The sequence below is a fragment of the Anaerolineales bacterium genome (assembly GCA_030583885.1).
Taxonomy (GTDB): Bacteria; Chloroflexota; Anaerolineae; order Anaerolineales; family Villigracilaceae; genus Villigracilis.
The window spans coordinates 1,550,547-1,574,389 of sequence record CP129480.1 but is presented as its reverse complement, the minus strand read 5'-3'; the positions used below and the strand labels follow the sequence as shown (position 1 = coordinate 1,574,389).

At 53.8% G+C, this 23,843-nt stretch carries 24 protein-coding genes and 1 rRNA gene; 2 read left to right on the top strand and 23 right to left on the bottom strand.

The genetic code is table 11. The features are described 5' to 3' along the window. Window positions 1–74: 74 nt before the first annotated feature. From QY332_07875 to QY332_07775, 21 genes are all read right to left on the bottom strand, one after another. A 16S ribosomal RNA gene (locus QY332_07875) occupies window positions 75–1,584 on the bottom strand. Window positions 1,585–1,951: 367 nt separating this feature from the next. Further along, complete coding sequence (locus QY332_07870) at window positions 1,952–3,226, bottom strand: glycosyltransferase (GenBank protein ID WKZ37849.1); 1,275 nt, start codon at window positions 3,224–3,226, stop codon at window positions 1,952–1,954. Window positions 3,227–3,274: 48 nt separating this feature from the next. Continuing rightward, window positions 3,275–3,880, bottom strand: coding sequence for a recombination mediator RecR (gene recR / locus QY332_07865; protein ID WKZ37848.1), 606 nt, complete (start codon window positions 3,878–3,880; stop codon window positions 3,275–3,277). Window positions 3,881–3,963: 83 nt separating this feature from the next. Next, window positions 3,964–4,293: a YbaB/EbfC family nucleoid-associated protein gene (locus QY332_07860; GenBank protein WKZ37847.1), complete on the bottom strand. Its 330-nt coding sequence runs from the start codon at window positions 4,291–4,293 to the stop codon at window positions 3,964–3,966. Between the two features lie 106 nt (window positions 4,294–4,399). Continuing rightward, window positions 4,400–5,959: a DNA polymerase III subunit gamma/tau gene (gene dnaX, locus QY332_07855; protein WKZ37846.1), complete on the bottom strand. Its 1,560-nt coding sequence runs from the start codon at window positions 5,957–5,959 to the stop codon at window positions 4,400–4,402. Window positions 5,960–6,012: 53 nt separating this feature from the next. After that, on the bottom strand, window positions 6,013–6,129 hold the full coding sequence (locus QY332_07850) for a type II toxin-antitoxin system HicA family toxin (protein WKZ38465.1): 117 nt from the start codon (window positions 6,127–6,129) through the stop codon (window positions 6,013–6,015). A gap of 102 nt (window positions 6,130–6,231) precedes the next feature. After that, window positions 6,232–6,441, bottom strand: a complete 210-nt coding sequence (locus QY332_07845) for a type II toxin-antitoxin system HicB family antitoxin (GenBank protein ID WKZ37845.1) — start codon at window positions 6,439–6,441, stop codon at window positions 6,232–6,234. Between the two features lie 53 nt (window positions 6,442–6,494). Then, window positions 6,495–6,986: a lamin tail domain-containing protein gene (locus QY332_07840; protein WKZ37844.1), complete on the bottom strand. Its 492-nt coding sequence runs from the start codon at window positions 6,984–6,986 to the stop codon at window positions 6,495–6,497. Window positions 6,987–7,105: 119 nt separating this feature from the next. Continuing rightward, on the bottom strand, window positions 7,106–8,017 hold the full coding sequence (gene prmA, locus QY332_07835; GenBank protein ID WKZ37843.1) for a 50S ribosomal protein L11 methyltransferase: 912 nt from the start codon (window positions 8,015–8,017) through the stop codon (window positions 7,106–7,108). Beyond that, window positions 8,014–8,352: a DUF190 domain-containing protein gene (locus QY332_07830; GenBank protein WKZ37842.1), complete on the bottom strand. Its 339-nt coding sequence runs from the start codon at window positions 8,350–8,352 to the stop codon at window positions 8,014–8,016. Before QY332_07830 ends, prmA begins: the two co-directional genes overlap by 4 nt. Window positions 8,353–8,354: 2 nt before the next feature. Then, complete coding sequence (gene crcB / locus QY332_07825; GenBank protein WKZ37841.1) at window positions 8,355–8,738, bottom strand: fluoride efflux transporter CrcB; 384 nt, start codon at window positions 8,736–8,738, stop codon at window positions 8,355–8,357. Beyond that, window positions 8,735–9,187, bottom strand: coding sequence for an NUDIX domain-containing protein (locus tag QY332_07820; protein ID WKZ37840.1), 453 nt, complete (start codon window positions 9,185–9,187; stop codon window positions 8,735–8,737). Before QY332_07820 ends, crcB begins: the two co-directional genes overlap by 4 nt. A gap of 94 nt (window positions 9,188–9,281) precedes the next feature. Beyond that, entirely contained in the window at window positions 9,282–10,289 is a 1,008-nt protein-coding gene (locus QY332_07815) for a hypothetical protein (GenBank protein ID WKZ37839.1), read from the bottom strand. 119 nt (window positions 10,290–10,408) lie between these two features. Beyond that, entirely contained in the window at window positions 10,409–11,533 is a 1,125-nt protein-coding gene (gene dnaJ / locus QY332_07810) for a molecular chaperone DnaJ (GenBank protein ID WKZ37838.1), read from the bottom strand. Window positions 11,534–11,590: 57 nt separating this feature from the next. Then, entirely contained in the window at window positions 11,591–13,489 is a 1,899-nt protein-coding gene (gene dnaK, locus QY332_07805) for a molecular chaperone DnaK (GenBank protein ID WKZ37837.1), read from the bottom strand. A 96-nt stretch (window positions 13,490–13,585) separates the two neighbouring features. Beyond that, window positions 13,586–14,137, bottom strand: coding sequence for a nucleotide exchange factor GrpE (gene grpE / locus QY332_07800; GenBank protein ID WKZ37836.1), 552 nt, complete (start codon window positions 14,135–14,137; stop codon window positions 13,586–13,588). A gap of 65 nt (window positions 14,138–14,202) precedes the next feature. Then, window positions 14,203–15,246 (bottom strand): heat-inducible transcriptional repressor HrcA, encoded by a 1,044-nt coding sequence (gene hrcA, locus QY332_07795; GenBank protein WKZ37835.1) that lies wholly within the window; start codon window positions 15,244–15,246, stop codon window positions 14,203–14,205. Between the two features lie 124 nt (window positions 15,247–15,370). Beyond that, complete coding sequence (locus tag QY332_07790) at window positions 15,371–16,045, bottom strand: 5'-methylthioadenosine/S-adenosylhomocysteine nucleosidase (protein ID WKZ37834.1); 675 nt, start codon at window positions 16,043–16,045, stop codon at window positions 15,371–15,373. After that, complete coding sequence (locus QY332_07785) at window positions 16,042–16,527, bottom strand: CinA family protein (GenBank protein WKZ37833.1); 486 nt, start codon at window positions 16,525–16,527, stop codon at window positions 16,042–16,044. The genes QY332_07790 and QY332_07785 overlap by 4 nt, the downstream gene beginning before the upstream one ends. Before the next feature lie 137 nt (window positions 16,528–16,664). Beyond that, the gene (locus QY332_07780) at window positions 16,665–17,408 is read right to left on the bottom strand and encodes a Yip1 family protein (protein WKZ37832.1); all 744 of its coding nucleotides are present in this window, start codon (window positions 17,406–17,408) and stop codon (window positions 16,665–16,667) included. 67 nt (window positions 17,409–17,475) lie between these two features. Beyond that, window positions 17,476–18,828 carry an aminotransferase class III-fold pyridoxal phosphate-dependent enzyme gene (locus QY332_07775; protein WKZ37831.1) on the bottom strand — a complete coding sequence of 451 codons (1,353 nt, stop codon included), beginning with the start codon at window positions 18,826–18,828 and terminating at the stop codon, window positions 17,476–17,478. Window positions 18,829–18,897: 69 nt separating this feature from the next. Here QY332_07775 and QY332_07770 point away from each other — a divergent pair, with 69 nt between their 5' ends. After that, entirely contained in the window at window positions 18,898–19,443 is a 546-nt protein-coding gene (locus tag QY332_07770) for a shikimate kinase (protein ID WKZ37830.1), read from the top strand. 40 nt (window positions 19,444–19,483) lie between these two features. Here the strand turns inward: QY332_07770 and QY332_07765 are convergent, their stop codons facing one another. Continuing rightward, a complete protein-coding gene (locus tag QY332_07765; GenBank protein WKZ37829.1) occupies window positions 19,484–21,664 on the bottom strand; it encodes a right-handed parallel beta-helix repeat-containing protein in 2,181 nt (726 codons plus the stop codon). Window positions 21,665–21,957: 293 nt separating this feature from the next. Continuing rightward, window positions 21,958–22,449, bottom strand: a complete 492-nt coding sequence (locus QY332_07760) for a hypothetical protein (GenBank protein ID WKZ37828.1) — start codon at window positions 22,447–22,449, stop codon at window positions 21,958–21,960. A gap of 134 nt (window positions 22,450–22,583) precedes the next feature. Between QY332_07760 and QY332_07755 the strand changes: the two genes are divergently transcribed. Beyond that, complete coding sequence (locus QY332_07755) at window positions 22,584–23,807, top strand: MFS transporter (protein WKZ37827.1); 1,224 nt, start codon at window positions 22,584–22,586, stop codon at window positions 23,805–23,807. The last annotated feature ends 36 nt before the right edge of the window (window positions 23,808–23,843 follow it).

Sequence of the window (23,843 nt, the reverse complement as noted above, 5' to 3'; positions counted from 1 at the left end):
GCGATCCAGCGCCCAAGTTCACCGTATGGGCAATGTAGAGCGGCTTCCCTGAAGGGAGCGCTCACGTACTCTAGAAAGGAGGTGATCCAGGCGCACCTTCCGGTACACCTACCTTGTTACGACTTCGTCCCAGTCACCAGCACCACCTTCGACGGCGCCCTCCTTGCGGTTAGGCTACCGGCTTCAGGTGTTACCAGCTCCCATGACGTGACGGGCGGTGTGTACAAGGCCCGAGAACGTATTCAACGCACTATAGCTGACGCGCGTTTACTAGCAACTCCAGCTTCATGCAGGCGAGTTGCAGCCTGCAATCTGAACTGAGGACAGCTTTGGGGGATTGGCTCCACCTCGCGGCTTAGCAACCCATTGTACTGCCCATTGTAGCGTGTGTGTAGCCCCGGACATAAAGGCCATGCGGACTTGACGTCATCCCCACCTTCCTCCGGCTTGATACCGGCGGTCCTGTATGACACATGTAACATACAGCGAGGGTTGCGCTCGTTAGCGGACTTAACCGAACATCTCACGACACGAGCTGACGACAGCCATGCAACACCTGTGCAAGCTCCCTTGCGGGTCGTTCACCTTTCAGATCACTACCACTTGCATGTCAAACCCGGGTAAGGTTCTTCGTGTAGCATCGAATTAAACCACACGCTCCGCTGCTTGTGCGGGCCCCCGTCAATTCCTTTGAGTTTTAATCTTGCGATCGTAGTCCCCAGGCGGTAAACTTATCGCGTTAGCTGCGGCACTGATGGAGTTTAAGCCACCAACGCCAAGTTTACATCGTTTACGGCTAGGATTACCGGGGTCTCTAATCCCGTTTACTACCCTAGCTTTCGCGTCTGAGCGTCAGAAATGATCCAGAAGATCGCTTTCGCCACTGGTGTTCCTCCCGATATCTACGCATTTCACCACTACACCGGGAATTCCATCTTCCTCTATCACTCTCAAGTCCGGTAGTATTGGACGACCTCTCCTAGTTAAGCCAGGAGATTTCACGCCCAACTTACCGAACCGCCTGCACGCGCTTTACGCCCAGTGAATCCGGATAACGCTCGCCTCCTACGTTTTACCGCGGCTGCTGGCACGTAGTTAGCCGAGACTTATTCCTGAGATACTGTCCTTGCTCATCTCTCAGAAAAGCGCTTTACGACCCGAGGGCCTTCATCGCGCACGCGGCGTTGCTGCATCAGGCTTTCGCCCATTGTGCAATATTCCCTACTGCTGCCACCCGTAGGTGTATGGACCGTGTTTCAGTTCCATTGTGGGGGGTCACCCTCTCAGGTCCCCTACCCGTCGTAGCCTTGGTGAGCCGTTACCTCACCAACTAGCTGATGGGACGCAGGTCCCTCCCAAAGCGAATTGCTCCTTTAGTTATCGGTTTCTAAAGCCAATAACCACATGCGGTATTAGCAATCCTTTCGGACTGTTATCCCACACTTTGGGGTAGGTCACCAACGCGTTACTCACCCGTTCGCCACTAGGATACTTCCGTATTGCTACAAAAGCACCTCGTTCGACTTGCATGTATTAGGCACGCCGCCAGCGTTCATCCTGAGCCAGGATCAAACTCTCCGCAAAAATTCACTCTTGCGAGTGTAGTTTACTTTACGGAATTTACTGGTTCAACAAAAAATGTTGTTTCCTATCACTTTTCAGTTGTTAAGGTGCTTGCCATTTGAGCGAGCGATATTCTACCCGCCGCCATAACCGCCGTCAAGGTTTTACACAGACTAAAATACCGATGCCTTTCCTTCGCATCGGTTCATCAGGCTGCAAAACCCAGTGCTTTGTGTCTCTGATGGTAGACGGTTACTCAGTTGTCAATGATCTGTCTGGGAGACGAAATCGTTTGTTTTGTACTGGCGAATGACAATTATACGTACTTCCCCCGCTTTGTCAATACTTGCAAGGCATTTCAACCTTAAAAAATCGCGCGGATTTGGGCTCATCTTCGGATGGCAGAATCGACATTTGACTGGAATTCAAGGACATACGCTTCGATCAACTGCACCGCGTCGGCAACCCCGTTTTCGCCTCGTATCCTTTGACCGATAACCTGGGCGCGCTCACGAAATGCATTTGACTCCGCCTCGGCAATTGCCTTCACCAGCCTTTCAACCGAAATGGATTTTACAGGAATGGGCTTTGTTCCCGCCCCTGCCGCATGGACTCGCCTGCCCCAATACGGCTGGTCCGCCATGAACGGCACAATCACCTGCGGAATCCCCGCGCGCAGCCCGGCGGACGTTGTTCCCGCGCCGCCGTGATGGATGATCATTTTACATTTGGGCAGCAGCCAATCATGCGGGGCAGACTCGAGATAAAGCAAATCCTTCGCTGACTGATGCTTCACGGCCCCCCAGCCTGAAAGAACAATGCCACGCACATTGGTTTGCTTCAATGCTTCACGGACCGTTTCATCAATCCGTCCTGCATCTTTATGTACCATGCTGCCAAAGGAAATACAAACGGGCGGATCTCTTGATTGCAGGAACTCGTCAAGCGCAGCTGGCGGGGAATAGGATTCGTTAGGCAAAAAGAAATAATAACCGGTAACATGCACGCGCGAGTCCCAATCGCTTGAAGGCGGGAGAAGGCTCGAGGACCAGGCGCACAGGATCGGGGTCCGAAGGCGAGGCGGATGGTCAGCGAAGGGCCAGAACAATTTTCGTTTGGGGAGTCCCGCCCGGCGGCGGACTTGTTCAAATCCCATCCTTGATGTCAGCCAGGTGATTTGCCGGGAGAGCGTGTGCGTCAGGCGGTTCAGAAAACGATTTCCCAGATCCGGCATGGTGATATTGGGATAATCGCCTGTGGGCGTGAACATGGGGAAGGTTTGGATGTGGATGTCGGGAATGTTTTTCTCACACGCGAGAGTATGTGCCCCGACCGCATGAGAAAAGGTGTGAACAATGAGATCGGCATCCCTGCAGGCTTCCCCGGTTTGGCGGATCATTTCCGCGCCGATTTCAACAGCATGGCCCATTAATTCGCGCACTTGTTTGATGAAGTTATAGCCCGCGTCGTTGAGGCGGCGACTTAGGTCTTCAGGGTCGCCTGCCAATGGATAAAAGGGAATGCCGTGTTCATCGACAAGATGTTGGAAACGAGAAGGCGCGGCGAGGATGACCTTATGCCCGCGCTCCATTAGGCCGAGAGATAACGGAAGAAAAGGCTGGATATCGCCGCGGGAACCATAGGTGAGGATGGTGATGTTCATACAACAAAAACCAGATATGGGGCGACGCATGCCTCGCCCCATATCTGGTTAATTCATTTCCTGCCTGCCGGATAAGGCCCGCAACAGCGTATTTTGATCCGCATACTCAAGGTCGCCGCCGACAGGCAGACCTCTTGCAAGGCGGGTGACATGCACATCGAAGTTCTTCAATTGTGTTTGTACATATTGCGCCGTTGCGTCCCCTTCCATGCTGGGGTTGGTGGCCAGGATGATCTCCTTTACCCCCCCGCCGGCAACACGTGCCACCAATTGTTTGATCTTCAGATCGTCGGGACCAATGCCTTCGATGGGAGACAACACACCCTGCAGGACATGATATTTTCCATGAAAACCGCCTGTGCGCTCCAGCGCGAGGACATCCAACGCTTCTTCAACAACACAGATAAGGGATGAATCTCGTTTTTGCGATTCGCATACCTCACAGCGTTCGCGTCCCGCGTCGGTGATGTTAAAACATTCCGAACAGAAGGCGGTGTTGGCTTTCAGATTCGCCAAGGCCACAGATAAATCTTGGGCAACTTCATCAGATGCACGCAAAAGGAAGAACGCAAGCCGCGAAGCGGACTTGGGTCCGATGCCGGGCAGCCGTTCGAGGGCGGTGACGAGGGATTGGATGGAGGAGGGTAAAAGCATGTGTCAGGTCCCAGGTGTGAGGTGTCACGTGCTCCTGTGCCGAAAAAAACGCTTGACACCTGACACGTGACATGGGAACACTTTTAGAAGGGCATCCCGCCCGCCAGCGGACCCATCAACTTTTCCTGCAAGGCGCGGGACTCATCCAATGCCATGTTGACAGCGGACAAGACCATGTCTTGCAGCATTTCGGCGTCTGCGTCCTGCAAAAATTCGGGGGAGATTTCGACAGATTTGCATTTCTGGTCGCCGGTCATGACGACTTTGATCGCGCCGCCACCTGCTGTGGCACTGACCGTCTCTTCGGCGAGTTTCGCCTGCGCTTCCTCCATTTGTTGTTGCAGTTTTTGGATCTGCGCCATCATTCCGCCCTGTCCGCCCATGGCGGGTCCTTTGTTAAAGCCTTTTGCCATAAATTATTCTCCTAAATTTGATATCAATGCGAGGAGCGTTTGCTGCGGCGAGGTAATCTGAATAAATAGGAGATTGCTTCGCCCCTTTGGGGCTCGCAATGACAATTTACTCATCCATATCCACAATCTCACCGCCGTGCTGGATCGCGGCGGCGACCATGCCGTCCTGCGAGACGTGGGTGGGGAGTTTACCTTTGGCGTTGGTGACCACACAGCGCACGGACACGTCCGCATCGAAGTGGTCTTTGATGAGGCGTTGGATGGTTTCGATCTGGTCGGGTTTGTTGAGTTTCTCCACGAGCACGTCGCTTGCCATGCCAAGGATGAGGGTCCTGCCCTGCACATCTATCATCTTGACGGAGTTCATCAACGCGCCGAGATTTGCCTGCGCTTTGGGAAGCGCGGCAATAAAAGACTTCCATGCCTTGACGATGTCGATGGAATTGAGTACGGGTGCTTCGATCTCGACATCCGGTTTTGTATTTTTTGTCTGGTAGAGCACATCCGCTTCGGGCTTGGATCCGGCTCGGGAAACAGGAGCTTTGGGCTTCGTTCGAGGCGGTCCCCCCACGGAGGACACCGATTCGGTTGGAGCATCCAGCACTTCAGCGAGGGCAAGTTCCAGACTCAAGGATGGCTGCCAGCCGCCGCGTAAATCCACGGCGGCAGTGTTAAAAATCTTCATCATCCGCAAAACATCCGACGAGTTGAACGAATTTGCTTGCGCTTGCATTTGAGTTTTGACCTCGCGCGCGGCTTCGACCTGCTCAATATTGCCCATTTGAATGAGCATGAGCCCGCGCAGGTATTCGACGATCTGGCGGGCCAGCGAGCGCGGGTCGGCGCCAGAGTCAAGGGCACGATGAATGGTCTCGAGACCGCGCGCAGGCTGACGGTCGAGGATCGAGGCGATGAGGTCCAGCACGGTTTGGCTGGTGGCCGTACCGAGGACTTGCTGCGCGAGGGCAAGCGTGATCGTCGATCCAGTGGAAGCAAGTTGATCGAGGAGCGACTGCGCATCGCGCATTCCGCCCGCCGATTGACGGGCAATGAGCGTAAGCGCATCCTCCTCCGCCTGGATGTTCTCGGTCTGCGCGATCTGTTTAAGGTTATTCACGATCTCATCCACGGGCACGCGGCGGAACTCGTGACGCTGACAGCGCGAGAGAACGGTGGCGGGGATTTTATGAATTTCAGTGGTTGCCAAAACGAAGATGGCATGCGGCGGCGGTTCTTCGAGCGTTTTAAGCAGCGCATTGAAGGCCGCTGTGGAAAGCATGTGGACTTCGTCAATGATGTAGATCTTGTACTTTCCCTGCGATGGCGAGAAGTTGATCTTGTCGCGCAGGTCGCGGACATCGTCCACGCTTGTGTTGGAGGCGGCGTCGATCTCGATCAGATCCATAAAGCGGTTCTGGTTGACCGCTTCACAGTGGTCGCAGGTGTTGTCAGGTCGCCGGGCAAGGTCTTCGTTGAGGCAGTTGACCGCTTTCGCCAGCAGGCGCGCGACGGTGGTCTTGCCCGTTCCTCGCGGTCCCGCGAAGAGATAGGCATGACCGACTCTATCTGCCTTGATGGAGTTGGTAAGCGTCTGGACTACATGGTCCTGTCCAATGACGGCATCCCATTGTACGGGGCGGTATTTGCGGTAGAGGGCCTGGGTCATATGATTAGGTATCAGGTTGAAGATCAAAGGTCGGTGGAAAGTAATTGGTACAGTTACAGTAATTTGATGAATTCATCCACGCTGAGACCAGATTGGCGGATGATGGCGCGAAGTGTTCCGCGGTCCAATTCTTTGTGGTCCGGCACAACAAACCTGTCCAAACGGATCATCACGCCGAAGAACCATGTGGCTGCCTTCCTGACGTTTGAGGTGATAGCCAGCTTTGCTTAATGCCTTTACGCACTCACGCCCTGAAATTCTCGGCAGTCCGCTCAAACAGCTACCACTATTGCGCTGAAGTTTTCTTCGGGAACAGGCAGTCCATCTTCTTCAAGCGCCGCAATATAGCCTTTAATCGCTTCCTTTATATTTGCAACCGCCTCCTCGCGAGTCCGTCCTTGACTGATACACCCGGGCAGGCTGGGGCATTCAGCAATGAAATTGCCATCTTCTCCAGAATAAACTATTACTTGTCTCATCATCAATCTCCTGCAAGCATCTGTCGGGTGAATTACCAATCTCCAGTTAGGATTTCCTACGGTACTCTGTAAACAGCACGCAGGTTTCCCTGCGGATCGAACAGCCTTGCATTCTCGCCAGAACTCCAAATGGAATCGCCTACACCCCAGTACAGGTCAATGACGGTATCCGTGCCTGCGTTGGTGTGGACTTGCACAGCTCCATTGGGATACAATATGAGTTTGGGAAAAGTGAAGGTGTTGCCGTTCTCATCCTTCAATTGCCAGGATGCCAGATCCAACTCGCCTTGTCCTTCAAACTTGATGACGACGATCTCGGAATTCAAGGCTCCCGCACCAACAACACTGCTGATCTTCACGGGGATATCCGTTTGCAGTTCACCGCTGGTCATGGCGCCCGCGTCACTGACAGGGGCAGGTTGCTGCACCACAGCAGGCTGGCTGACAGCACGGGAATTACGGTCATACCAGAACAGAATTCCGCCCGTCACACTCGCCGAGACGAACACGTTCAAGAGCAGGTATTGGATGAGTGTACGGCGATCCATGATGTGCGAATCATAGCACAGAATTACAAAATGTCATTGTGAGGCTGTTCTTCCGCGCGAAGCAATCTCCCGCGTAATCAGGGGATTGCTTCGCCGCTATGCGGCTCGCAATGACACGCTTATTTCCTCATGGAAATTGCAACCCAATCCTTCATTTGACGAGTCTCGCCTCGCTTCAACCCTTTGGCCTGCCCTGCCTCCATGACATGTTCCGCCTGATGACTCAGAATCCCGCTAAGGATGATCTCACCATCGGGCTGAATCAAGTCTGCCAGCCCCGCGTCGAAGAGACGAATCAGCACAGGCGCGAGGATGTTCGCCAGCACCAATGGCGCGGACTTGAACTCGAACTGCCCCGCCAGCACTTCGGTCACGGAACCCTGCCCAAGGATCAACTCCTTCCCCATGCCATTGACATCCGCATTCTCGCGCGAGTTCTTCACGGACTCGATGTCAATGTCCACGCCGAGGACGCTGCTTGCACCAAGTTTTAGGGCGGCAATTGAGAGAATACCGGAACCGCAGCCGACGTCGATGATGGTGGACAGGGGACGGTGGTCGCTGGACAGTTCCATCAATTCGAGGCAGAGTTGTGTGGTTGGATGTGTGCCCGTGCCGAAGGCCATGCCCGGGTCAATTTTGATGGGGATGCGCTTGAGGTCGGGCGATTCAAACCAGGCGGGCAGGATCAGGAGTCTCTGTCCGATGAGGATCGGTTTGTAATGCTGCTTCCAAGCTTCCATCCAGTTTTGATCCGCGATCTGAGTATACATGGGAGTCGGCACAGGCTGAATCATCCCCAGATAGAAAAGCGACTCCTCGATCTTCTGCCGCGTCTCTTCAAGTTGATCGTTCACTTCGAGATATGCCCGCACCGTGATGGGACCTGTGGCCGTGCCCTCGTCTTCATCGTTGACAAAGCGCACGCCCTGCTCGGTCATCACGCCGTTCGGCGCAAAACGAGCCAGCACATCCGCAACAGACTCGGCGAGCTCGCCGTCCACGGTCAACGAAACTTCAAGCCAGTTCATTTATTATCGGCCTTGTAAAATCGGATCTGCGCCTTTTCCAACGTGACCAGACCTGCCTGAATATGTTCATCAATTAAATCAAGAAACGATTCGAGTTTTTCCTTTGTATCCACGATCTCCACAATGATGGGCAGGTCTTCGGAAAGACGCTCGATCTTGAACGTGCGGATGACACTGTTCGCACCAAAACCCATCATGCCGCGCAGGACGGTCGCGCCCGCCAATCCCTGCTCGCGCGCCAGCAGGACAATCCATTCGTACAGCGGTTTATGTTCGTGTTTATCTGACTCGCCAATAAATATGCGAAGCAAATAACCTTCCTGCGGTAACTTCATCCCTACCTCCAGATCAAATACGAAATGGTGCGTCCAAGCCAAACAGCAAAGAGGCCGAAAATGACATTCGCGCCGATGTTTCCAAGCGCGGCCATCATTTGATTATCGCGCGCGAGATAGAGTGTTTCGTTGCCAAACGTTGAAAATGTTGTAAAACCGCCCAGGATGCCGGCAAAAACGAACAAACGCGTTTCGCTGGTAAAAGCGCCTCGGGTTTCTGCAAGCTGGGCAAGGAGCCCGAGCATAAAACACCCGACTACATTGACAACAAGCGTGCCATAGGGAAAGCCAACGCTCTTCGATACCTGTTGCACATATCCACTGGCAAGATAGCGCATGACCGAACCGATAAAACCGCCAAAACCGATAAGAAGTAGATTTGTCAATTTGCTTCCTTTGCGCCCCAGCGGATTAAATCCTTTTCCGCGAACAACATGTGCGGCAGATCGTTTGGGTCGAAGAATTTTATTTCAGAAATCTCGTACGAGGGTCTAAACTCGCCACCTACTATTTTACACAAATACACCATGGTGATATGGTGATCCTCCTGCGCGCTGACTGCTGTCAGCAAACGCTCGATTTTGATCTGCATGCCTGTCTCTTCAAAGAACTCACGGAGGATCGCATCCGCAGGCTGCTCACGATACTCAAGACTCCCTGCAGGAATGCCCCACTCAAATTTACGATAGGTATGTTTGAAAAGCAACACCCGTCCCTGCCCATCGAACACCAACGCCGCCACCGCCGCACGGAATTTGGAGCGTGAAAGTTTTGCAGCAAGGATATGCACCCACATCGGCAGGAGACGCCACAGGCGCAATACGTTTTTCACCATGTTCGAAGGATTATAAACGACGGCGGGCGATGGACTGCGGACAACAAAAAACGAGCGGACATTATTATCCGCCCGCTGCCCTCCAGGATACAAGCTAAGGGCTTTGAATTTGAAGGCGATGGGCCATATGCTGAAAATATTCGTATCTTTGATCAAGCATTGCAGGATAATCAAAGTCATTGGGGACTTGAGGGTTTTCATTTACAAAAACCCAGATATCCGCTGCAATTTCATGTTCCTCATTATATTGAAAAGCATGAAACTCCATTACAGGAAAAGACTCGATGCTGACAATAAACTCAAAGCCCTGAAAATCTTCATTTTGAATTGCAGTCTGCCATACGACACTTTTATCGGAATACCACGGGTGCGAGTAATTCGAATCCCTCTCGCCTGCAGCAAGGCGCCATACACGGACTTTCATCACACAGGGATTCCATTCTGCAGGGCTTCCCGTTGACGGCATAAAGTAAATAAAATCCTTTTCAGTGCCCGACACCTGCAAATTGTAACTGCCCGGATATTCCAAATAGACGCCATTGTGGACATAGTATGCCCATTTCCCATCAGAGCCCTGAACGAGGGTCTTTTCTACAATAGAATCAGACGACCAGTTTGAATTGATAAGCTCCAAAGCCTCGTCCATGGTTCTCCCTGCAAAGTATTCAAGCGGCAATCTTTGCTGTTCTCTCATGATATCCTCCTGTAAGGAGGCATGCCCAACAGAGACGAGCCAATTCAAATATGAATTCAGGCCTTCAACTTGCTCGGCGGTGATTCGAACTGTATTGCCATTTCCTTCCAATAAAGATTCCAGCCCAGGGATAAACATGCGGGTTATACGCATAAGTTCCAGCCTGTTTTCAGGATAAGCAGAGGAAATTCGCATTAACTCATCATTATGTTTCCAAAACAACGACTCGTAGTATTGCCCGGCGGGTGATTTTTGCATAATTTCGCTTTGTACACGAAGCAGGACCACCGCTGCATGCATGTCGCTAAATGTTGCCTTTACACGCTCAACTTGTGTAAAAACAATTAATAATATTCCCGCCAACAACACTAGAACGACCATCAAGCGCGAATGCTTTTTTATATTCATGGCCCATACTTTCTCTGAACTGGCAGGCTATCCACCCGCCAGTTACTGCTTACAACTCCCTGCCCATCTAAACCAGGCCTATGTACCTTACTTTCCCACTGGCCAGGTTCCACTTTCCACTATCCCCCCAATGCCTCATTCAACCAGTCCAAAAATCCTTTTTCCTGCGGCTTGACGGCCGTACCCAAACTCTCCGCCAGCTTCTCAAACAACTCGCGCTGTTCTTTTGTCAGCTTGGCGGGGATCGCCACGTTCACGATCACCAACTGATTGCCGCGGTCCCTGCGTCTCAAATACGGCACACCCTTGCCGCGCATTGTAAAGACTTTGCCGGGCTGGGTGCCGGCGGGGATCTTCAACTTCTCATCGCCGTCAAGCGTCGGCACCTCAATTTCTGCGCCAAGCACGGCCTGCGCCACATTGATATCAAGGTTCAACAAAATATCATTCTCGCGGCGTTTGAAGAACTGATGCGGCTTCACATCCAGCACAACGAACAGACTGCCGTTCGGACCGCCAAATACACCGGGAGCGCCTTCCCCATTCAAACGGATCTGCGTGCCGTGATCCACGCCTGCGGGGATCTGCACCTTCTTTTTAACCCGCTTGCGCTCCAACCCGCCGCCCCGGCATGTTTTACACGGCGATGAAATCGTCTCACCTCGTCCGTTACAGGCAGGGCATGTGGCAGATTGCACCATCTGACCCAAAAAGGTCTGACGCACCTGACGCACCTCACCCTGTCCATTACAGTTCGAACATTTCACGGGGCTTGTGCCGGGCTCTGCGCCATTGCCACCGCAGCGTGAACAAGTCTCGTCACGCTCGAATTCGATCTCCTTATCGACGCCAAAGACCGCCTCATCAAACTTGAGCGAAACCGCCATTTGCAAATCACGTCCGCGGCGCGGAGATCTGCGTGAACGGCGCCCCGTCGAGAATCCGAATCCACTGAACAGGTCTTCGAAGATATCGTTGAAGTCCACAGTGTAATCATGGAAACCGCTGCCCCCCATACTGCCAAGTCCCTCCTTGCCAAAGCGGTCATAGCGTGCGCGCTTGTCGGAATCCGAAAGCACGCCGTAGGCTTCATTGACTTCCTTAAATCGATCCTCGGCGTCCGGTTCTTTGCTTACATCGGGGTGATACTGGCGCGCAAGATTACGAAACGCGGCTTTGATTTCGTCATCGCTCGCGTTCCGTCCCACGCCAAGTACTTCGTAATAATCCCGGTTGCTGCTCATAGGTCAAAGGTAAAAAAGTCAAAGGTCGAAAGCCTGTGCCTTTGTCTTTTTACAGGTCTATTCCTTCACTTCACCATCAACCACATCGGGATTCTCATCAGTGGACGAACTTTCCCCGGCTTCCCCGGCCGCTTCGCCGCCAGGAGCAGCCTGCCCCTGCTCATATACAGATGCGCCAATCTTTTGAATTGCCAGACCCAACGCATCCGTGGCTGCTTTGATCTTCTCCACGTCCTCGCCCTGCGCCGCAGATTTGGTCTCGGCGACCTGGGTTTCGATCTCACTGCGCACCTCGGCAGGGACTTTGTCGCCGAACTCGCGCAAAGCCTTCTCCGCGGCATAGGCTGTGTTATCCGCATGGTTACGCGCTTCGATCATTTCCTTGCGCTTGCGGTCGTCATCTGCGTGAGCCTCGGCATCCTTGCGCATCTGCTCCACTTCGCTGTCGCTCAAACCGGAGGAAGCTGTGATCGTAATATGTTGGGAACGTCCCGTAGCCTTGTCCTTCGCGCTGACCTTCAAAATGCCGTTCGCGTCCACATCGAAGGTGACCTCAATTTGGGGCATCCCACGCGGCGCGGGTGGAATGCCGTCCAAAATAAATTTGCCCAGCGATTTATTATCCGCCGCCATCGGGCGTTCACCCTGCAAAATGTGGATCTCAACCTGCGTCTGGTTGTCCGCTGCGGTGGAGAATACCTGCGAGCGGCGGGTCGGGATGGTGGTATTACGCTCGATTTGAGCCGTGGCAACGCCGCCCAGCGTTTCGATTGCGAGAGTCAAGGGAGCGACATCGAGCAGGAGAATATCCTTCACCTCTCCACCGAGCACGCCCGCCTGAATCGCCGCGCCAATTGCCACGACTTCATCCGGATTCACACCTTTGTGCGGGTCCTTGCCAAAGAAGGCACGCACACGGTCCTGGATGGCGGGCATACGGGTCATTCCGCCGACTAGGACGATCTCGCTGATATCCCCTGCATTTAATCCGGCGTCGGACAATGCCTGTTTGACAGGAGCAATCGTTCGGTCAACAAGGTCCGCTGTGATCTGTTCCAGCTTGGAGCGTGTCATGGTCATCACCAGATGTTTTGGTCCGTTCGCATCCGCGGTCAGGTAGGGCAGATTGATCTCCGTCTGCATCACGGTGGAAAGTTCGATCTTCGCCTTTTCAGATGCCTCCTTCAAGCGCTGCAATGCCTGACGGTCATTGTTCAAATCAATGCCATTATCCTTTTTGAATTCCTCGATAAGATGATCCATGATGCGCAGGTCGAAATCATCGCCGCCGAGGAAGGTGTCGCCGCTCGTGGCTCGCACCTGGAACACGCCGTCACCCACATCGAGAATGGATACATCGAATGTGCCGCCGCCAAGATCATAAACGACAATGACCTCGTTCTTCTTTTTATCGAGGCCGTACGCAAGCGAGGAGGCGGTCGGTTCATTGATGATGCGGAGCACTTCCAAACCGGCGATCTTGCCGGCGTCCTTGGTGGCATTGCGCTGCGCGTCGTTGAAATATGCAGGGACGGTGATCACCGCCTGCGTAATCGCTTCGCCCAGATATGCCTCGGCATCCGCCTTGATCTTTGCAAGGATCATTGCTGAAATTTCCGGCGCAGAATACTCCCTCTCCCCCAGGGTCACGCGCACATCGCCGTTCTCGGCACCCTTCACGGCATACGGAACGCGCTTGCGGGTGCGTTCCACCTCGGGGTCATCGGACTTGCGGCCCATAAAACGCTTCACCGAAAAAATCGTGTTCTGTGGATTCGTGATCGCCTGGTTGCGGGCCACACGGCCCACCAGGCGCTCGCCGTTTTTATTCACCGCCACCACGGAAGGGACAAGTCTTTCCCCTTCTGCAGAAGGGATCACAACGGGTTCACCGCCAGACATAACAGCGGCAACCGAATTTGTCGTGCCAAGATCAATACCAATGATTTTTGCCATAATTAAGTTCTCCAGTGTCAAGTTTCAGGTGTCAGGTGTCAGGTGTCAGGTTTTATCACCCATCAAGCAGTCTGACACGTGATATCTGACATACTGTTATTGCGCCACCCGCACCATCGCAGGCCGGATCACGCGCTCGCCGAGCATGTAGCCATTTTGCACCACTTCGATCACATGGCCGCTCTCCACCTCGTCAACAGGTTCATGTGAAATGGCCTCGTGGAAGTTCGGGTCGAAGGCTGTGCCTTCCGCTTCAATTCGTTTCACACCCTCGCTTTCCATAGTATTTTGGAGTTTGCGCACGATCAATTCAATGCCGTTCGCCCAGGCATCCTCCGCGGGACGGTTTTGCAGCGCGCGTTCCAGATCATCAAGCACAGGCAGCATCTTCTTGATGATATCGCCCTTCATGCCGGCATACATCATCTCGGTATCACGCTCGATGCGCTTCTTGTAATTTTGGAATTCCGCCTGGGACCGCGCCCAGCTGTCCTTATATTCAGAGGCCTTCGCTTCCGCATCTTCAAGCTGACGCTGTAACGCCTCCAGCCCCGCCGCGGGCTGTTGGGCCGCCTCGGGCATTGCATCCCCTTCAGCCTGAATCTCATTTACTTCTTCCTCGTATTTGTGTTTCTTTTTGTCGGTCATGCTCTCACTCTCGCTGTTCGATATTGGATATTCGAAATTCGCGTATCGAATTGTCGAATATTGTTTTATTCAATTGAAATCGTTTCGTTCACCAGATCACTTAACAGACCAGCGACATATCGCACGGTTGGGATCGTTCTTGCGTAGGACATCCGCATGGGACCCAGCACACCCAGTGCGCCTGTCGCCATGCCAGGGACGCCATATCTTGCGATGACCATCGAACATTGACGCAGCTCATCCCATTCACCTTCCCCGCCGATCAACACTTGAAGTCCGCCGATGTTGCTGTTCGTGGTCGTGCGTACGAGCAGGTCCTGCAGAGTCGAACGCTCCTCGAATAATTTCAGGGTCTTCCGCGCTTCATCCGAACCTGAAAACTCGGGTTTACTTAATACATTGGTTAACCCGTCTGTATAAATTTCACCGGAGGCACTCGCAGCAGCACGGCGCATATCCTGCAGGATGAGAAGCAGGATGTCCTGGTCAAGCGCGTCTGGGCGATGCGCAAGGGAGTCAATCGCATCCACGGGAAGACCAGCAAGGAGGTTGTTAAGACGCGTGGTGGTCTGGCTGAGCCGTTCCTGGGAGACGGGTTCCGCCAGTGTCAGAATCTGCTGGGAAACCTCTCCTCCGGCCAGCACCAAAACCATTAAGACCTGCCGTCCCTGGGTGGAGATCAATTCGACGTGTTTGTACTTTGCCAGTTGTGCGTGCGGCGCAGTGATGACTGAAACACCCTGTGATTGGTGTGCAAGGATGGATGCCGCGAGGGTCATCCATTGATCCATGTCGGCGCGGGCCTGGTAGAACTGGTGCGAGATGGTATGCTGGACGGTTTCGGGCAGTTCGGCATCCTGGATCATCTCACTGACGAAATAGCGGTACCCTTCCTCGGATGGAACGCGCCCCGCCGAGGTGTGAGGCTGGCGCAGGTAGCCCATCTCTGTCAGCGCCGCCATCTCGTTGCGGATGGTCGCAGAGGAAAGGTCGAGGTGATAACGCTCCGCCAGCCGCTTCGAGCCGACCGGCTGAGCGGAATCGATGTAGTCACGTATGATAAGTAGAAGCAGGGTCTTCTGGCGTTCGGTAAGGTTGGTCATATTCATAATTTGGCACTCTCGAAACGAGAGTGCCAGTCACAGCGGAATAATGATAACAGCGCCAAAAAGGGAAGTCAATAAGAGGAGTGTAAGAAAACCCTGCGCTGGTTCGCCCCGGGCGGGTGGGCGCCTACATCTTTACAGTCTGCAGCCAATCCGGCAGCTGATCGAACAGCGTCCGCATGATACCTTTTGTACGCTCCTCGAACAATGCCAGATTATCGTACGCCTCCCCAGCCTGCTCATTGACCAGGTCACTGACGCCGCGCAGGATGAGCAAACGCGCGTTGTTCTTGTTCGCCACCCAGGCCAGCGCGCCCGATTCCCAGTCCCCGGCAATGGCTCCCTGAGATTTAAGATGGGCAATTTTATGCGGCGGCAGGTCGCTGTCGGCGGAGGCGATGAGTCCGCGGCGGGTGGGATGAGGCTGGGGGTCTGGCAGCCAGCTCAGGTCGAGGGAGGAGGCGTAGTACTCCACGATGTTGAGGTCTCCCATGAGTTCCACAATGTCATAGACAAAGGCGCGTTCCACGAGCACGATGTCGCCCAGTTCGACCAGCCCCTCAAATCCGCCACAGGTGCCGAGGTTGACGATCAGGTCGGGCTGATCATGATCGATGATGTATTGGATCGCGCCGGCCGAGGCGATCTTTCCCCAGCCGCAGTGATAAAGCGTGAGATTCCAATCCCTGAGATTCAACACGGACGATTCACCGTACGGGAAGCGGACGATTTCAAGCTGCGGAAAAATTTCCTTTACAGCGTTCCATTCCGCAATGGCAGAGACGATGATAACCGTTTTCATTTGAGTTTGCCTTCAAGATAATCCAGGATCAATTGCAGGGCGGCATCGCAGGAATATTGTTTATTCTGTGCACGATCTCCAGCCCAGATAAAATGACGCGTCCATTCATCTTCGGGGGTGACCAGACCAATCCATGTGGTGCCGACGGGTTTCTCCGCCGTGCCGCCGCCCGGACCGGCGATGCCGCTGACGCTCACCGCAATGTCAGATTGCAATGCATGGCGCACGCCGCGTGCCATTTCGAGGACCGTTTCCTTTGAGACAGCGCCTTTGGTATTGAGGGTATCCCAGGAAACATTCAGCAGGGATGCCTTGGCTTCATAGGAATAAGCCACGATACCGCCCGTAAAATATTCCGAAGAGCCGGGCACATCGGTGATGCGGTGTGAGATCAACCCGCCTGTGCAGGATTCGGCGGCGGCCAAATGCAAATCGTGGGTACGGAACAAATCACGGACGGTTTCTTCAAGTTTATTGGGCATTGATATCTCCTGGCAACCCGGCAAATTATACATCGGGTGGAACTTGCACATCGCACACGGCGGTGGATTGCACGTAGCGACAACAAAAACCTCCCGCCGCCGGGGAGGTTTTCGTTGTTGTGTAATTCAATGCCATGTTACGGGGCAAATTGCAAGCCTTCGAAGGTCTCCCCGATCATAGGTCCCAGCACCGTAATGCCTGCAAACACAATACAGCAGCAGAAGGCAAAGATGACCAGCCCCGGGATGAACACAGAGCCGATCGCGGGACCCCATCCAAAGCGATTCACGCCCTTGACCGCCATCACTTGAAGCACAAGGGCGTAGATGCCCAGGCCAATCGAAAGGATCCCAAAACAAGCCCCCACATATGGGATCGCACTGAAAAGGGTCAGCACTGCGGAAATCAGGGTGAACGGCACGGAAATCGCCGCGAGGGCGTAGGCAAGTTTGTCAAACGTTCCAATACCTCCGAACAGTTTGGCGATCCATTGTACGATGGCAGCGCCAAGCGCGAAGAAAAGCACGGAGATCCCGCCCGCGACAGGCGAAAGACAAACGCTGATGAGCAACGTGATGACAACGCTGGACGGATCGCCGCTGCCAACGTTTTGAGTGTACTCCTCCAAGCCCGGTATGGTAATCTGGGGGGTGGTCCCGGTCATCGTGTAAATGGCCTGCAGAACAGCCTGAATGACTCCCGAAATCGTTCCCACGATAAATATCCAGATAAAGGCGGTCTTCGAGGTCGCGTCGGGGCTTTCTGTAATTTCAATAAAGGTCTGCTCGCCCGGCTTTGAAACAGCCTTTATCCAGACCGGCAGCCACCCTGCGGGGCCGGGCTTGTGTTCCATGATGGGGGCATTCGAAGGGTTTTCCATTTCGCATTCTCCTTTGATGGATGGTTTCCATTATTGTACTGCTTCAAACCCAAAAGTCCAGCAGCAGTTACTTATTTGCAGCCCTGTCCGTGATCTCCAGCGCCTTGTCCAGTATATCCATCCCCTCCTTCAACTGCTCCCCGGTGATGATCAACGGCGGGATGATCAGCACGGTATGCCAGTGCGTGTACAGGAACAAGCCGTGATCCAGACAAAACTTTCTCAGCGCGACCATCTCCGGCGATGACGCATTCCATGGCGCCATCGGCTCTTTCGTCTTTCTGTCTTTCACCAGTTCGATGATGCCGAACAAACCAATATTGCGGACTTCCCCCACCGATGGATGCGCTTCGCCCAAGTCTGTCAACATGCGCTTCAACACCGGACCCATGCCTGCCGCGTGTTCCACGACTTGATCCTCCCTCATGGCGTGGATGTTCGCCACGGCTGCCGCCAGTGAAATGGGATGGGAGGTGTATGTCAGCCCACTTTCGAAAACATGTTCATCGAACGCCGCCGCGATCTCAGGTTTCATCGCCACCGCCCCCAACGGCGCATACGCAGACGTGAGTCCCTTTGCCATACTGATGATGTCAGGCACAACATCCCAGTGTTCGATGGCAAACCACTTGCCCGTACGCCCGAAACCGCTCATCACTTCATCCGCGATCATGACGATGCCGTATTTGTCGCACAACGCACGGACGCCCTGCATGTATCCGCTGGGGGGGATGATAATGCCATTCGTCCCCGTAACAGATTCCATCAAGATGGCGGCGATGGATTCAGGTCCTTCGTACAGGATGATCTCTTCCAGATGGTTGACATAATCCCGCGCAAAATCCTCTTCTGAAATATTCAGGTTTGCCCGGTGAAAGGTGGAGCGATAGCGATAGGGGTCGAGAAAATGGACAACACCCGGCATGAGGTTCGGCTCCCACGCCACGCGGCGCGGATCGCCCGTCGCCGCCATTGCACCCGCCGTTGCTCCGTGATAGGAGCGATAGCGCGTGAGAATTTTATGACGCTTGGTGTATCCGCGCGCGAGTTTGATGGCATTTTCATTCGCATCCGCGCCGCCAAGCGTGAAGAGGACTTTGCGCAGGGCTTTATTCGGCGTAATATCCGCCACGGCTTTGCCCGCCAGCGCGCGGATCTTCGTCGTCATGCCCGGCGCCGCGTAGGGCAGCTCCGCCGCCTGCTCTTGCATGGCTTTGATGATGCGCTCATCGCCGTGACCGATGTTGACGCACATCGTCATTGAATTGAAATCGAGGTAGCGCTTGTCGTCCACATCCCAGAAATACACGCCCCTGGCGCGTTTCACAGCGATGGGATTGACTTTGGCTTGCGCCGACCACGTCCAAAAGACGTGTTCTTTCGAGAGGGGCAGAATTTCGTCATCGGGGATGTCGAACATTTAAAGATCCTTGTGGGGAATTGATGCGTGATGTATATTACCTATCACGAATTATAATCCCGCATCGCCATGAACGCATTTCCCTGCAAACGAATTGTTGTGATCGGCACCACTTCATCGGGCAAGTCCACGCTGGCAAAGGCATTGTCGGAACGATTGAATTTGGACTTTATCGAACTAGACGCCTTGCACTGGGAGCCGAACTGGATGATGGCGGAGATTGAGGTCTTCCGTGAGCGCGTCCGCGAGACGACGGACGCAAAGGGCTGGGTGGTGGCGGGAAATTACAGCAAAGTACGCGACATCGTCTGGAGTCGCGCCGAAGCCGTCATCTGGCTGGATTATCCCCTCCCCATCGTGTTCTGGCGTTTGCTCGTCCGCACCATCCGCCGCGCCGTCACTCGTGAGGATCTATGGAACGGCAACCGCGAGACATTCTGGGAACATCTCAAATTGTGGTCAGAGGAGTCCTTGTTCCACTGGCTGTTCAAAACGTATTGGAGAAGGAAGCGGGAAACGCCATTTCTTCTTTCCCTCCCCGAGCACCGGCATTTGACGCTGGTCCATTTCAAACATCCGCGTGAAACGGAGGCATGGCTGATGGGTCTTAAATAAAAAATCCCTCCTCTTTCAAGGAGGGATTTTCCTATGAATGTTAATTGCCGATCAAAATGAAGGTGCCGGAATCGACATCCACCTCGAAACGATCATCCACCTGCCTGCCTTCCAAGGCAAGCCAGGGATTGACAGCGGAGGAACTCCATTTCATCGGTACACCGGCCACAGGATAGGAGATGATCACTTTTGCATTCGCAGGCAGGCCATCCACAGGCACTCCCCTTTCAAAAAGGATGATATTCAAACCATACAGGAGGGCTTCACCGTCATTCAAACTGGCCGGTAGTGTTTCATAGGTCAGCAGTTCCAATAATACTTCGTAACCACATAAACCGCTAAAAATGACTTTAATGTCACCGATCAACAGGGTGGAGGTTTCAAACTCGCAGCTGATGCTGGTCAATTGGCCGCCGGTGACGGGGATCAAGGAGGCGGGGAAATCCTTTTTGGAACCTTTTTCCTCATCGTCCACCTTGTCAACCACGGGAGGCAGAAACGGGTTTTTGACAAGCCACGGGTCGTACAGGATGCACTCGGAAACATTGCCGCCCAAACCCGCCGGGTTGTCAAGTGTGATGCCACAACTGTCCGGGACCGTATTATCGTCGTTCGGTCCGCTGGCGTCGCCCCACCAATTCCCACGCAAGTCCACATTGTAGACGCCGTAATAACTGAGAGGGTTCCCTGGGGTCCAACTTGGCTGTCCCGTGGCAGTTGTAGCCGCAAACAGGTTTTGACCTGTAATGGAATTTCCCGAGCCGGTCACGTTCAATACGCAGTCGCCGCCCGCACCGCTGCAATCATAACTGCCATAGTATTCGCCGCTGCCGTTTGATTCAAGGTAGAAACCATAATCCCCACCTGTAAAAACGTTATTGGTGAACGAAGCGCTCACATCGCTGAAAAAATAACCCCAGACATCCGTCGTCACATACGCCCCGATCACATTTGTGGCAACCTTATTGTTATCAATCGTGATGGTGTTGAGGGTATCGCCCCAGCCATTCCCGGAGACCGTCAGGCCGACATCCACATTGGTAATTGTATTGTTCGTGACAGCGACCGGGGCATATGGCGCAAACACAAAAATGCCGTATGAATTGGACGAACCATTCAAAATCGTGTTGCCGCTGATGACATCCGATGCCTGTGTGTTGTCAGTATGAATACCGGTGCCCATGTTTGAAATGGTATTATTCAGAACCTGCGTACCCGTGGACCAGTTGGAAGCAATCCCGTCCCCCACTTCATTGATGGTATTGCCCTCGATCACACCGCCTCCGCCAAAATTAAAGAGGGCAATCGAATATGGGCTGCCGTCAACGTTCTGGATGGTATTATTGCGGATTTCAAACGAGTCGCCATATGCTATCTGGATGCCGCGCAGGTATGTATTTTTCACCTCGGTATCCTCGACAACCAAGTTGTCAGCAGAATTTCCAAAAATGCCGTTGCGCACGTTAATATCGGCGCCATTGACGACTGTGCCGCTGGCCACCAGGGGGTTATCGCCATCAATGGTCAGGTCACGGATGGTCACATTATCAGCGGTGATATAAAACACAGTATTGGCAATGGACGCACAACTGCCAGCACCGCATCCAAGATCAGGAGTGCTGGTGGCGCCGGGATGAACAATCGTAACCCCCACACCGCTTCCCTGCAGGGTTACTGACTTATTAACATTGACGTTTTCATAAAATGTTCCGGGATCGATGTACACTGTCCAACCTGATTGAACCAATCCATCGTTAATCGCAGCCTGGATGGATGCATACGAAACGGTACAGCCCGCTCCCGTGCCGCCCCATGACACAGGTTGAACTCCGGGAGGGCAGCCGATTGGGTCTGGGAAAAGCAGGGCAGTCTGTGCAGCTTCCGCCGCCAAGGGAATCGGGTCACCGTTCCCATCCGCCAGCACAGCCCCGGCCTCCTCCATGATCTCAACGATTTCCGCCACGGATGCCGGGGGACTCTCCTCGGGTGGAACGGCATCAGCAGCATCCTCGTCCGGCGATACAGCTTCCGCAGTTTCATCGGGCGGCAGCGATACAGCCTCCGCAGTTTCATCGGGCGGCGGCGATACAGCCTCTGCCGTTTCCTCGGGCGGCGGCGTGCCATCATCTGCAAGAACAGCGGACGGGAAAACCAAACTCATCACCAAAGCAACTGCCAGAACAAGGAATATAATTACATGATTACTGGTACGAACAGACATTACATCCTCCTTTAATAATTTGGAAACAAAAAAATAGGACTCCTTTTGTCTCTTTTTTCACAAGATGAAGTTATAGCATTGTATATGACCCGTTGAAAAAAGAAAAGGTTTTCTCCTTGACATCTTGTCAGGTTTCCATACAAATTTGAAAACTTTGAATTCGAGTGGCAGCCGGGCATTAAAAATATAAGGGGGGGGGGGGATGTCTACCATCGAAATCAAATGGAATATCCTGGACATCGGACATTCCCAAATGCGCGTTTTCTGAAAATTAAAGTTTTCAGTTAAGCATTCTACCTTTTTACCCATGCCGGCAATTGTCCGGCCAGCCCAAGAAAAATCACACAAAAAAGGAACGTCCCCCAGGCGGACGTGAATTGCCCCCACCAGAACATCATCGCAGACGCGAACAGCAAGCCGCCCAATGCGAGCAGGCTGACACGCAGAAGATGGCGCCGTGCAAAGCCGCCGGCATCCTCCCGCGGGGGTAAAAGATTCAGTTTTTTTCGCAGTTCTGTCATGTCCCATGCGAACAGGGCAAAGATCGCGCCGCTGAACATCCAACCGATGGAGACGTTAATCCATAATCCGATCATCGCAGCCAGGATGGAAAGAAGCAAGGCGAAAGAGGGGAACCATTTCCAGCCGCGCCATTGGGAAAAAAGCCAGAGCAGACCAAAGGCGATCATCCAGTGAGATAAAGTAGCGGACCCCATTTCTGTATACCCCCAGGCAAATGAGCCGGTACTGATTAAGATGCTGAACACAAGCGCGACCATGGTCACAATAACCTCCCAACCACCCGCAGCGGCATCCTACATCTGGAATTCCGGATGATTTTTCCGGACGGCACAATCAAGACACTGCATGGAGGCGATTATAGCAAATAAATTTCCCCGGATGATAAAATACCTGTCACATGGACAATAAACCCATCCTCAACGTCAACTTGCGTTGGTTTCTGGCAGGCATGATCTTCGCCAACATCGCGGGACAGATGGTATACAGCATGTTATCGCTCTACATGCTCGACCTCGGCGCAAGCGTCATTCAGGTCGGCATGGTCTTCACGCTTGCCTCCCTCGTGCCGATGGTCCTGCAGATTTTCGGCGGCTGGCTTTCCGATACCATCGGACGCCTGCGCATCATGGCGATCGGCAGTTCCATCGCGGTTTTCGGCTATCTCATCTTCGCCTTCGCTCCCAACTGGCAATGGGTGCTGATCGGCTTGAGCATCGAATACGTTTCCAACTCCGTGGTCGGACCCAGTTTCGGCGCGTACATCTCCGAGCAGTCGTCCGAAGAATCCCGCGGACGGGTATTCGGGATCACCACCAGCATGTACCAAACCGTCACCGTCATCGGCCCCGCGCTGGCGGGCTTCCTCGCCTATCAATTCGGCTTTGCATTGATGATGCGTGTGGCCTTCGGCTTTTATCTCGCCGCCACCCTCCTGCGCGTGTGGATGGCAACCAACGAACGTTTCAAACCCAGCCGGGACGCGGTCAAACCGACCTTCAGCGGTTTCAAGGGACAACTCGCCGCCATCTTTGCCCTGCTCCTCGGCGGCGGCATCCTCACCTGGATCTGGGTCACAGACGCCGTCGGCGACACATCCTACAGCCTGATCGGGCAACTCTTCCCCATTTACCTTTCCGACATCGGAAAACTCAACCTTGGGGAGATAGGCATCGTCAACGCGGCGGTTGGGGTTGCTGCCATCCTCGCCGCTCCGTTTGCTGGAACGCTGGTCGACAAACTCAGCGAACGGGTCGCGATGGTCGTGGGCTTCACGCTGAACGGGCTTGGGCTGTTCACCCTGCTCAACTCCAGCACCTTCGCGGGCTTCATCCTTGCCATGTGTTTCTTCGGGCTTGGCACCGGTAGTTTAATGCCCGCCTATCAATCGCTTATCTCGAAAGTCATCCCCGAAGAAAAACGCGGGCTGGCATTCGGTTTCTTCGGCACGTCGCTCGGTCTGCTCTCCCTGCCCATGCCATGGATCGGCGCGCAACTTTGGGAACGCGTCTCACCGCAAACCCCGTTCTGGATCGCGCTTACAGCAAGCCTCATATCGATTGCGGTGGTATGGATGAAATTCAAACTCCCAAAATCTGACGCCGCGCCTCGATCCCAGACTTGAAGTTGATCCTGTTTCCTCGATCAGATGCTCAACCGA

Excerpts from the sequence above, each read along its gene's own strand:
- QY332_07870 (WKZ37849.1), bottom strand. The coding sequence starts at position 3,226 with ATGAACATCACCATCCTCACCTATGGTTCCCGCGGCGATATCCAGCCT.
- recR (WKZ37848.1), bottom strand. The coding sequence starts at position 3,880 with ATGCTTTTACCCTCCTCCATCCAATCCCTCGTCACCGCCCTCGAACGG.
- QY332_07860 (WKZ37847.1), bottom strand. The coding sequence starts at position 4,293 with ATGGCAAAAGGCTTTAACAAAGGACCCGCCATGGGCGGACAGGGCGGA.
- dnaX (WKZ37846.1), bottom strand. The coding sequence starts at position 5,959 with ATGACCCAGGCCCTCTACCGCAAATACCGCCCCGTACAATGGGATGCC.
- QY332_07850 (WKZ38465.1), bottom strand. The coding sequence starts at position 6,129 with ATGATCCGTTTGGACAGGTTTGTTGTGCCGGACCACAAAGAATTGGAC.
- QY332_07845 (WKZ37845.1), bottom strand. The coding sequence starts at position 6,441 with ATGATGAGACAAGTAATAGTTTATTCTGGAGAAGATGGCAATTTCATT.
- QY332_07840 (WKZ37844.1), bottom strand. The coding sequence starts at position 6,986 with ATGGATCGCCGTACACTCATCCAATACCTGCTCTTGAACGTGTTCGTC.
- prmA (WKZ37843.1), bottom strand. The coding sequence starts at position 8,017 with ATGAACTGGCTTGAAGTTTCGTTGACCGTGGACGGCGAGCTCGCCGAG.
- QY332_07830 (WKZ37842.1), bottom strand. The coding sequence starts at position 8,352 with ATGAAGTTACCGCAGGAAGGTTATTTGCTTCGCATATTTATTGGCGAG.
- QY332_07820 (WKZ37840.1), bottom strand. The coding sequence starts at position 9,187 with ATGGTGAAAAACGTATTGCGCCTGTGGCGTCTCCTGCCGATGTGGGTG.
- QY332_07815 (WKZ37839.1), bottom strand. The coding sequence starts at position 10,289 with ATGAATATAAAAAAGCATTCGCGCTTGATGGTCGTTCTAGTGTTGTTG.
- dnaJ (WKZ37838.1), bottom strand. The coding sequence starts at position 11,533 with ATGAGCAGCAACCGGGATTATTACGAAGTACTTGGCGTGGGACGGAAC.
- dnaK (WKZ37837.1), bottom strand. The coding sequence starts at position 13,489 with ATGGCAAAAATCATTGGTATTGATCTTGGCACGACAAATTCGGTTGCC.
- grpE (WKZ37836.1), bottom strand. The coding sequence starts at position 14,137 with ATGACCGACAAAAAGAAACACAAATACGAGGAAGAAGTAAATGAGATT.
- hrcA (WKZ37835.1), bottom strand. The coding sequence starts at position 15,246 with ATGAATATGACCAACCTTACCGAACGCCAGAAGACCCTGCTTCTACTT.
- QY332_07790 (WKZ37834.1), bottom strand. The coding sequence starts at position 16,045 with ATGAAAACGGTTATCATCGTCTCTGCCATTGCGGAATGGAACGCTGTA.
- QY332_07785 (WKZ37833.1), bottom strand. The coding sequence starts at position 16,527 with ATGCCCAATAAACTTGAAGAAACCGTCCGTGATTTGTTCCGTACCCAC.
- QY332_07780 (WKZ37832.1), bottom strand. The coding sequence starts at position 17,408 with ATGGAAAACCCTTCGAATGCCCCCATCATGGAACACAAGCCCGGCCCC.
- QY332_07775 (WKZ37831.1), bottom strand. The coding sequence starts at position 18,828 with ATGTTCGACATCCCCGATGACGAAATTCTGCCCCTCTCGAAAGAACAC.
- QY332_07770 (WKZ37830.1), top strand. The coding sequence starts at position 18,898 with ATGAACGCATTTCCCTGCAAACGAATTGTTGTGATCGGCACCACTTCA.
- QY332_07765 (WKZ37829.1), bottom strand. The coding sequence starts at position 21,664 with ATGTCTGTTCGTACCAGTAATCATGTAATTATATTCCTTGTTCTGGCA.
- QY332_07755 (WKZ37827.1), top strand. The coding sequence starts at position 22,584 with ATGGACAATAAACCCATCCTCAACGTCAACTTGCGTTGGTTTCTGGCA.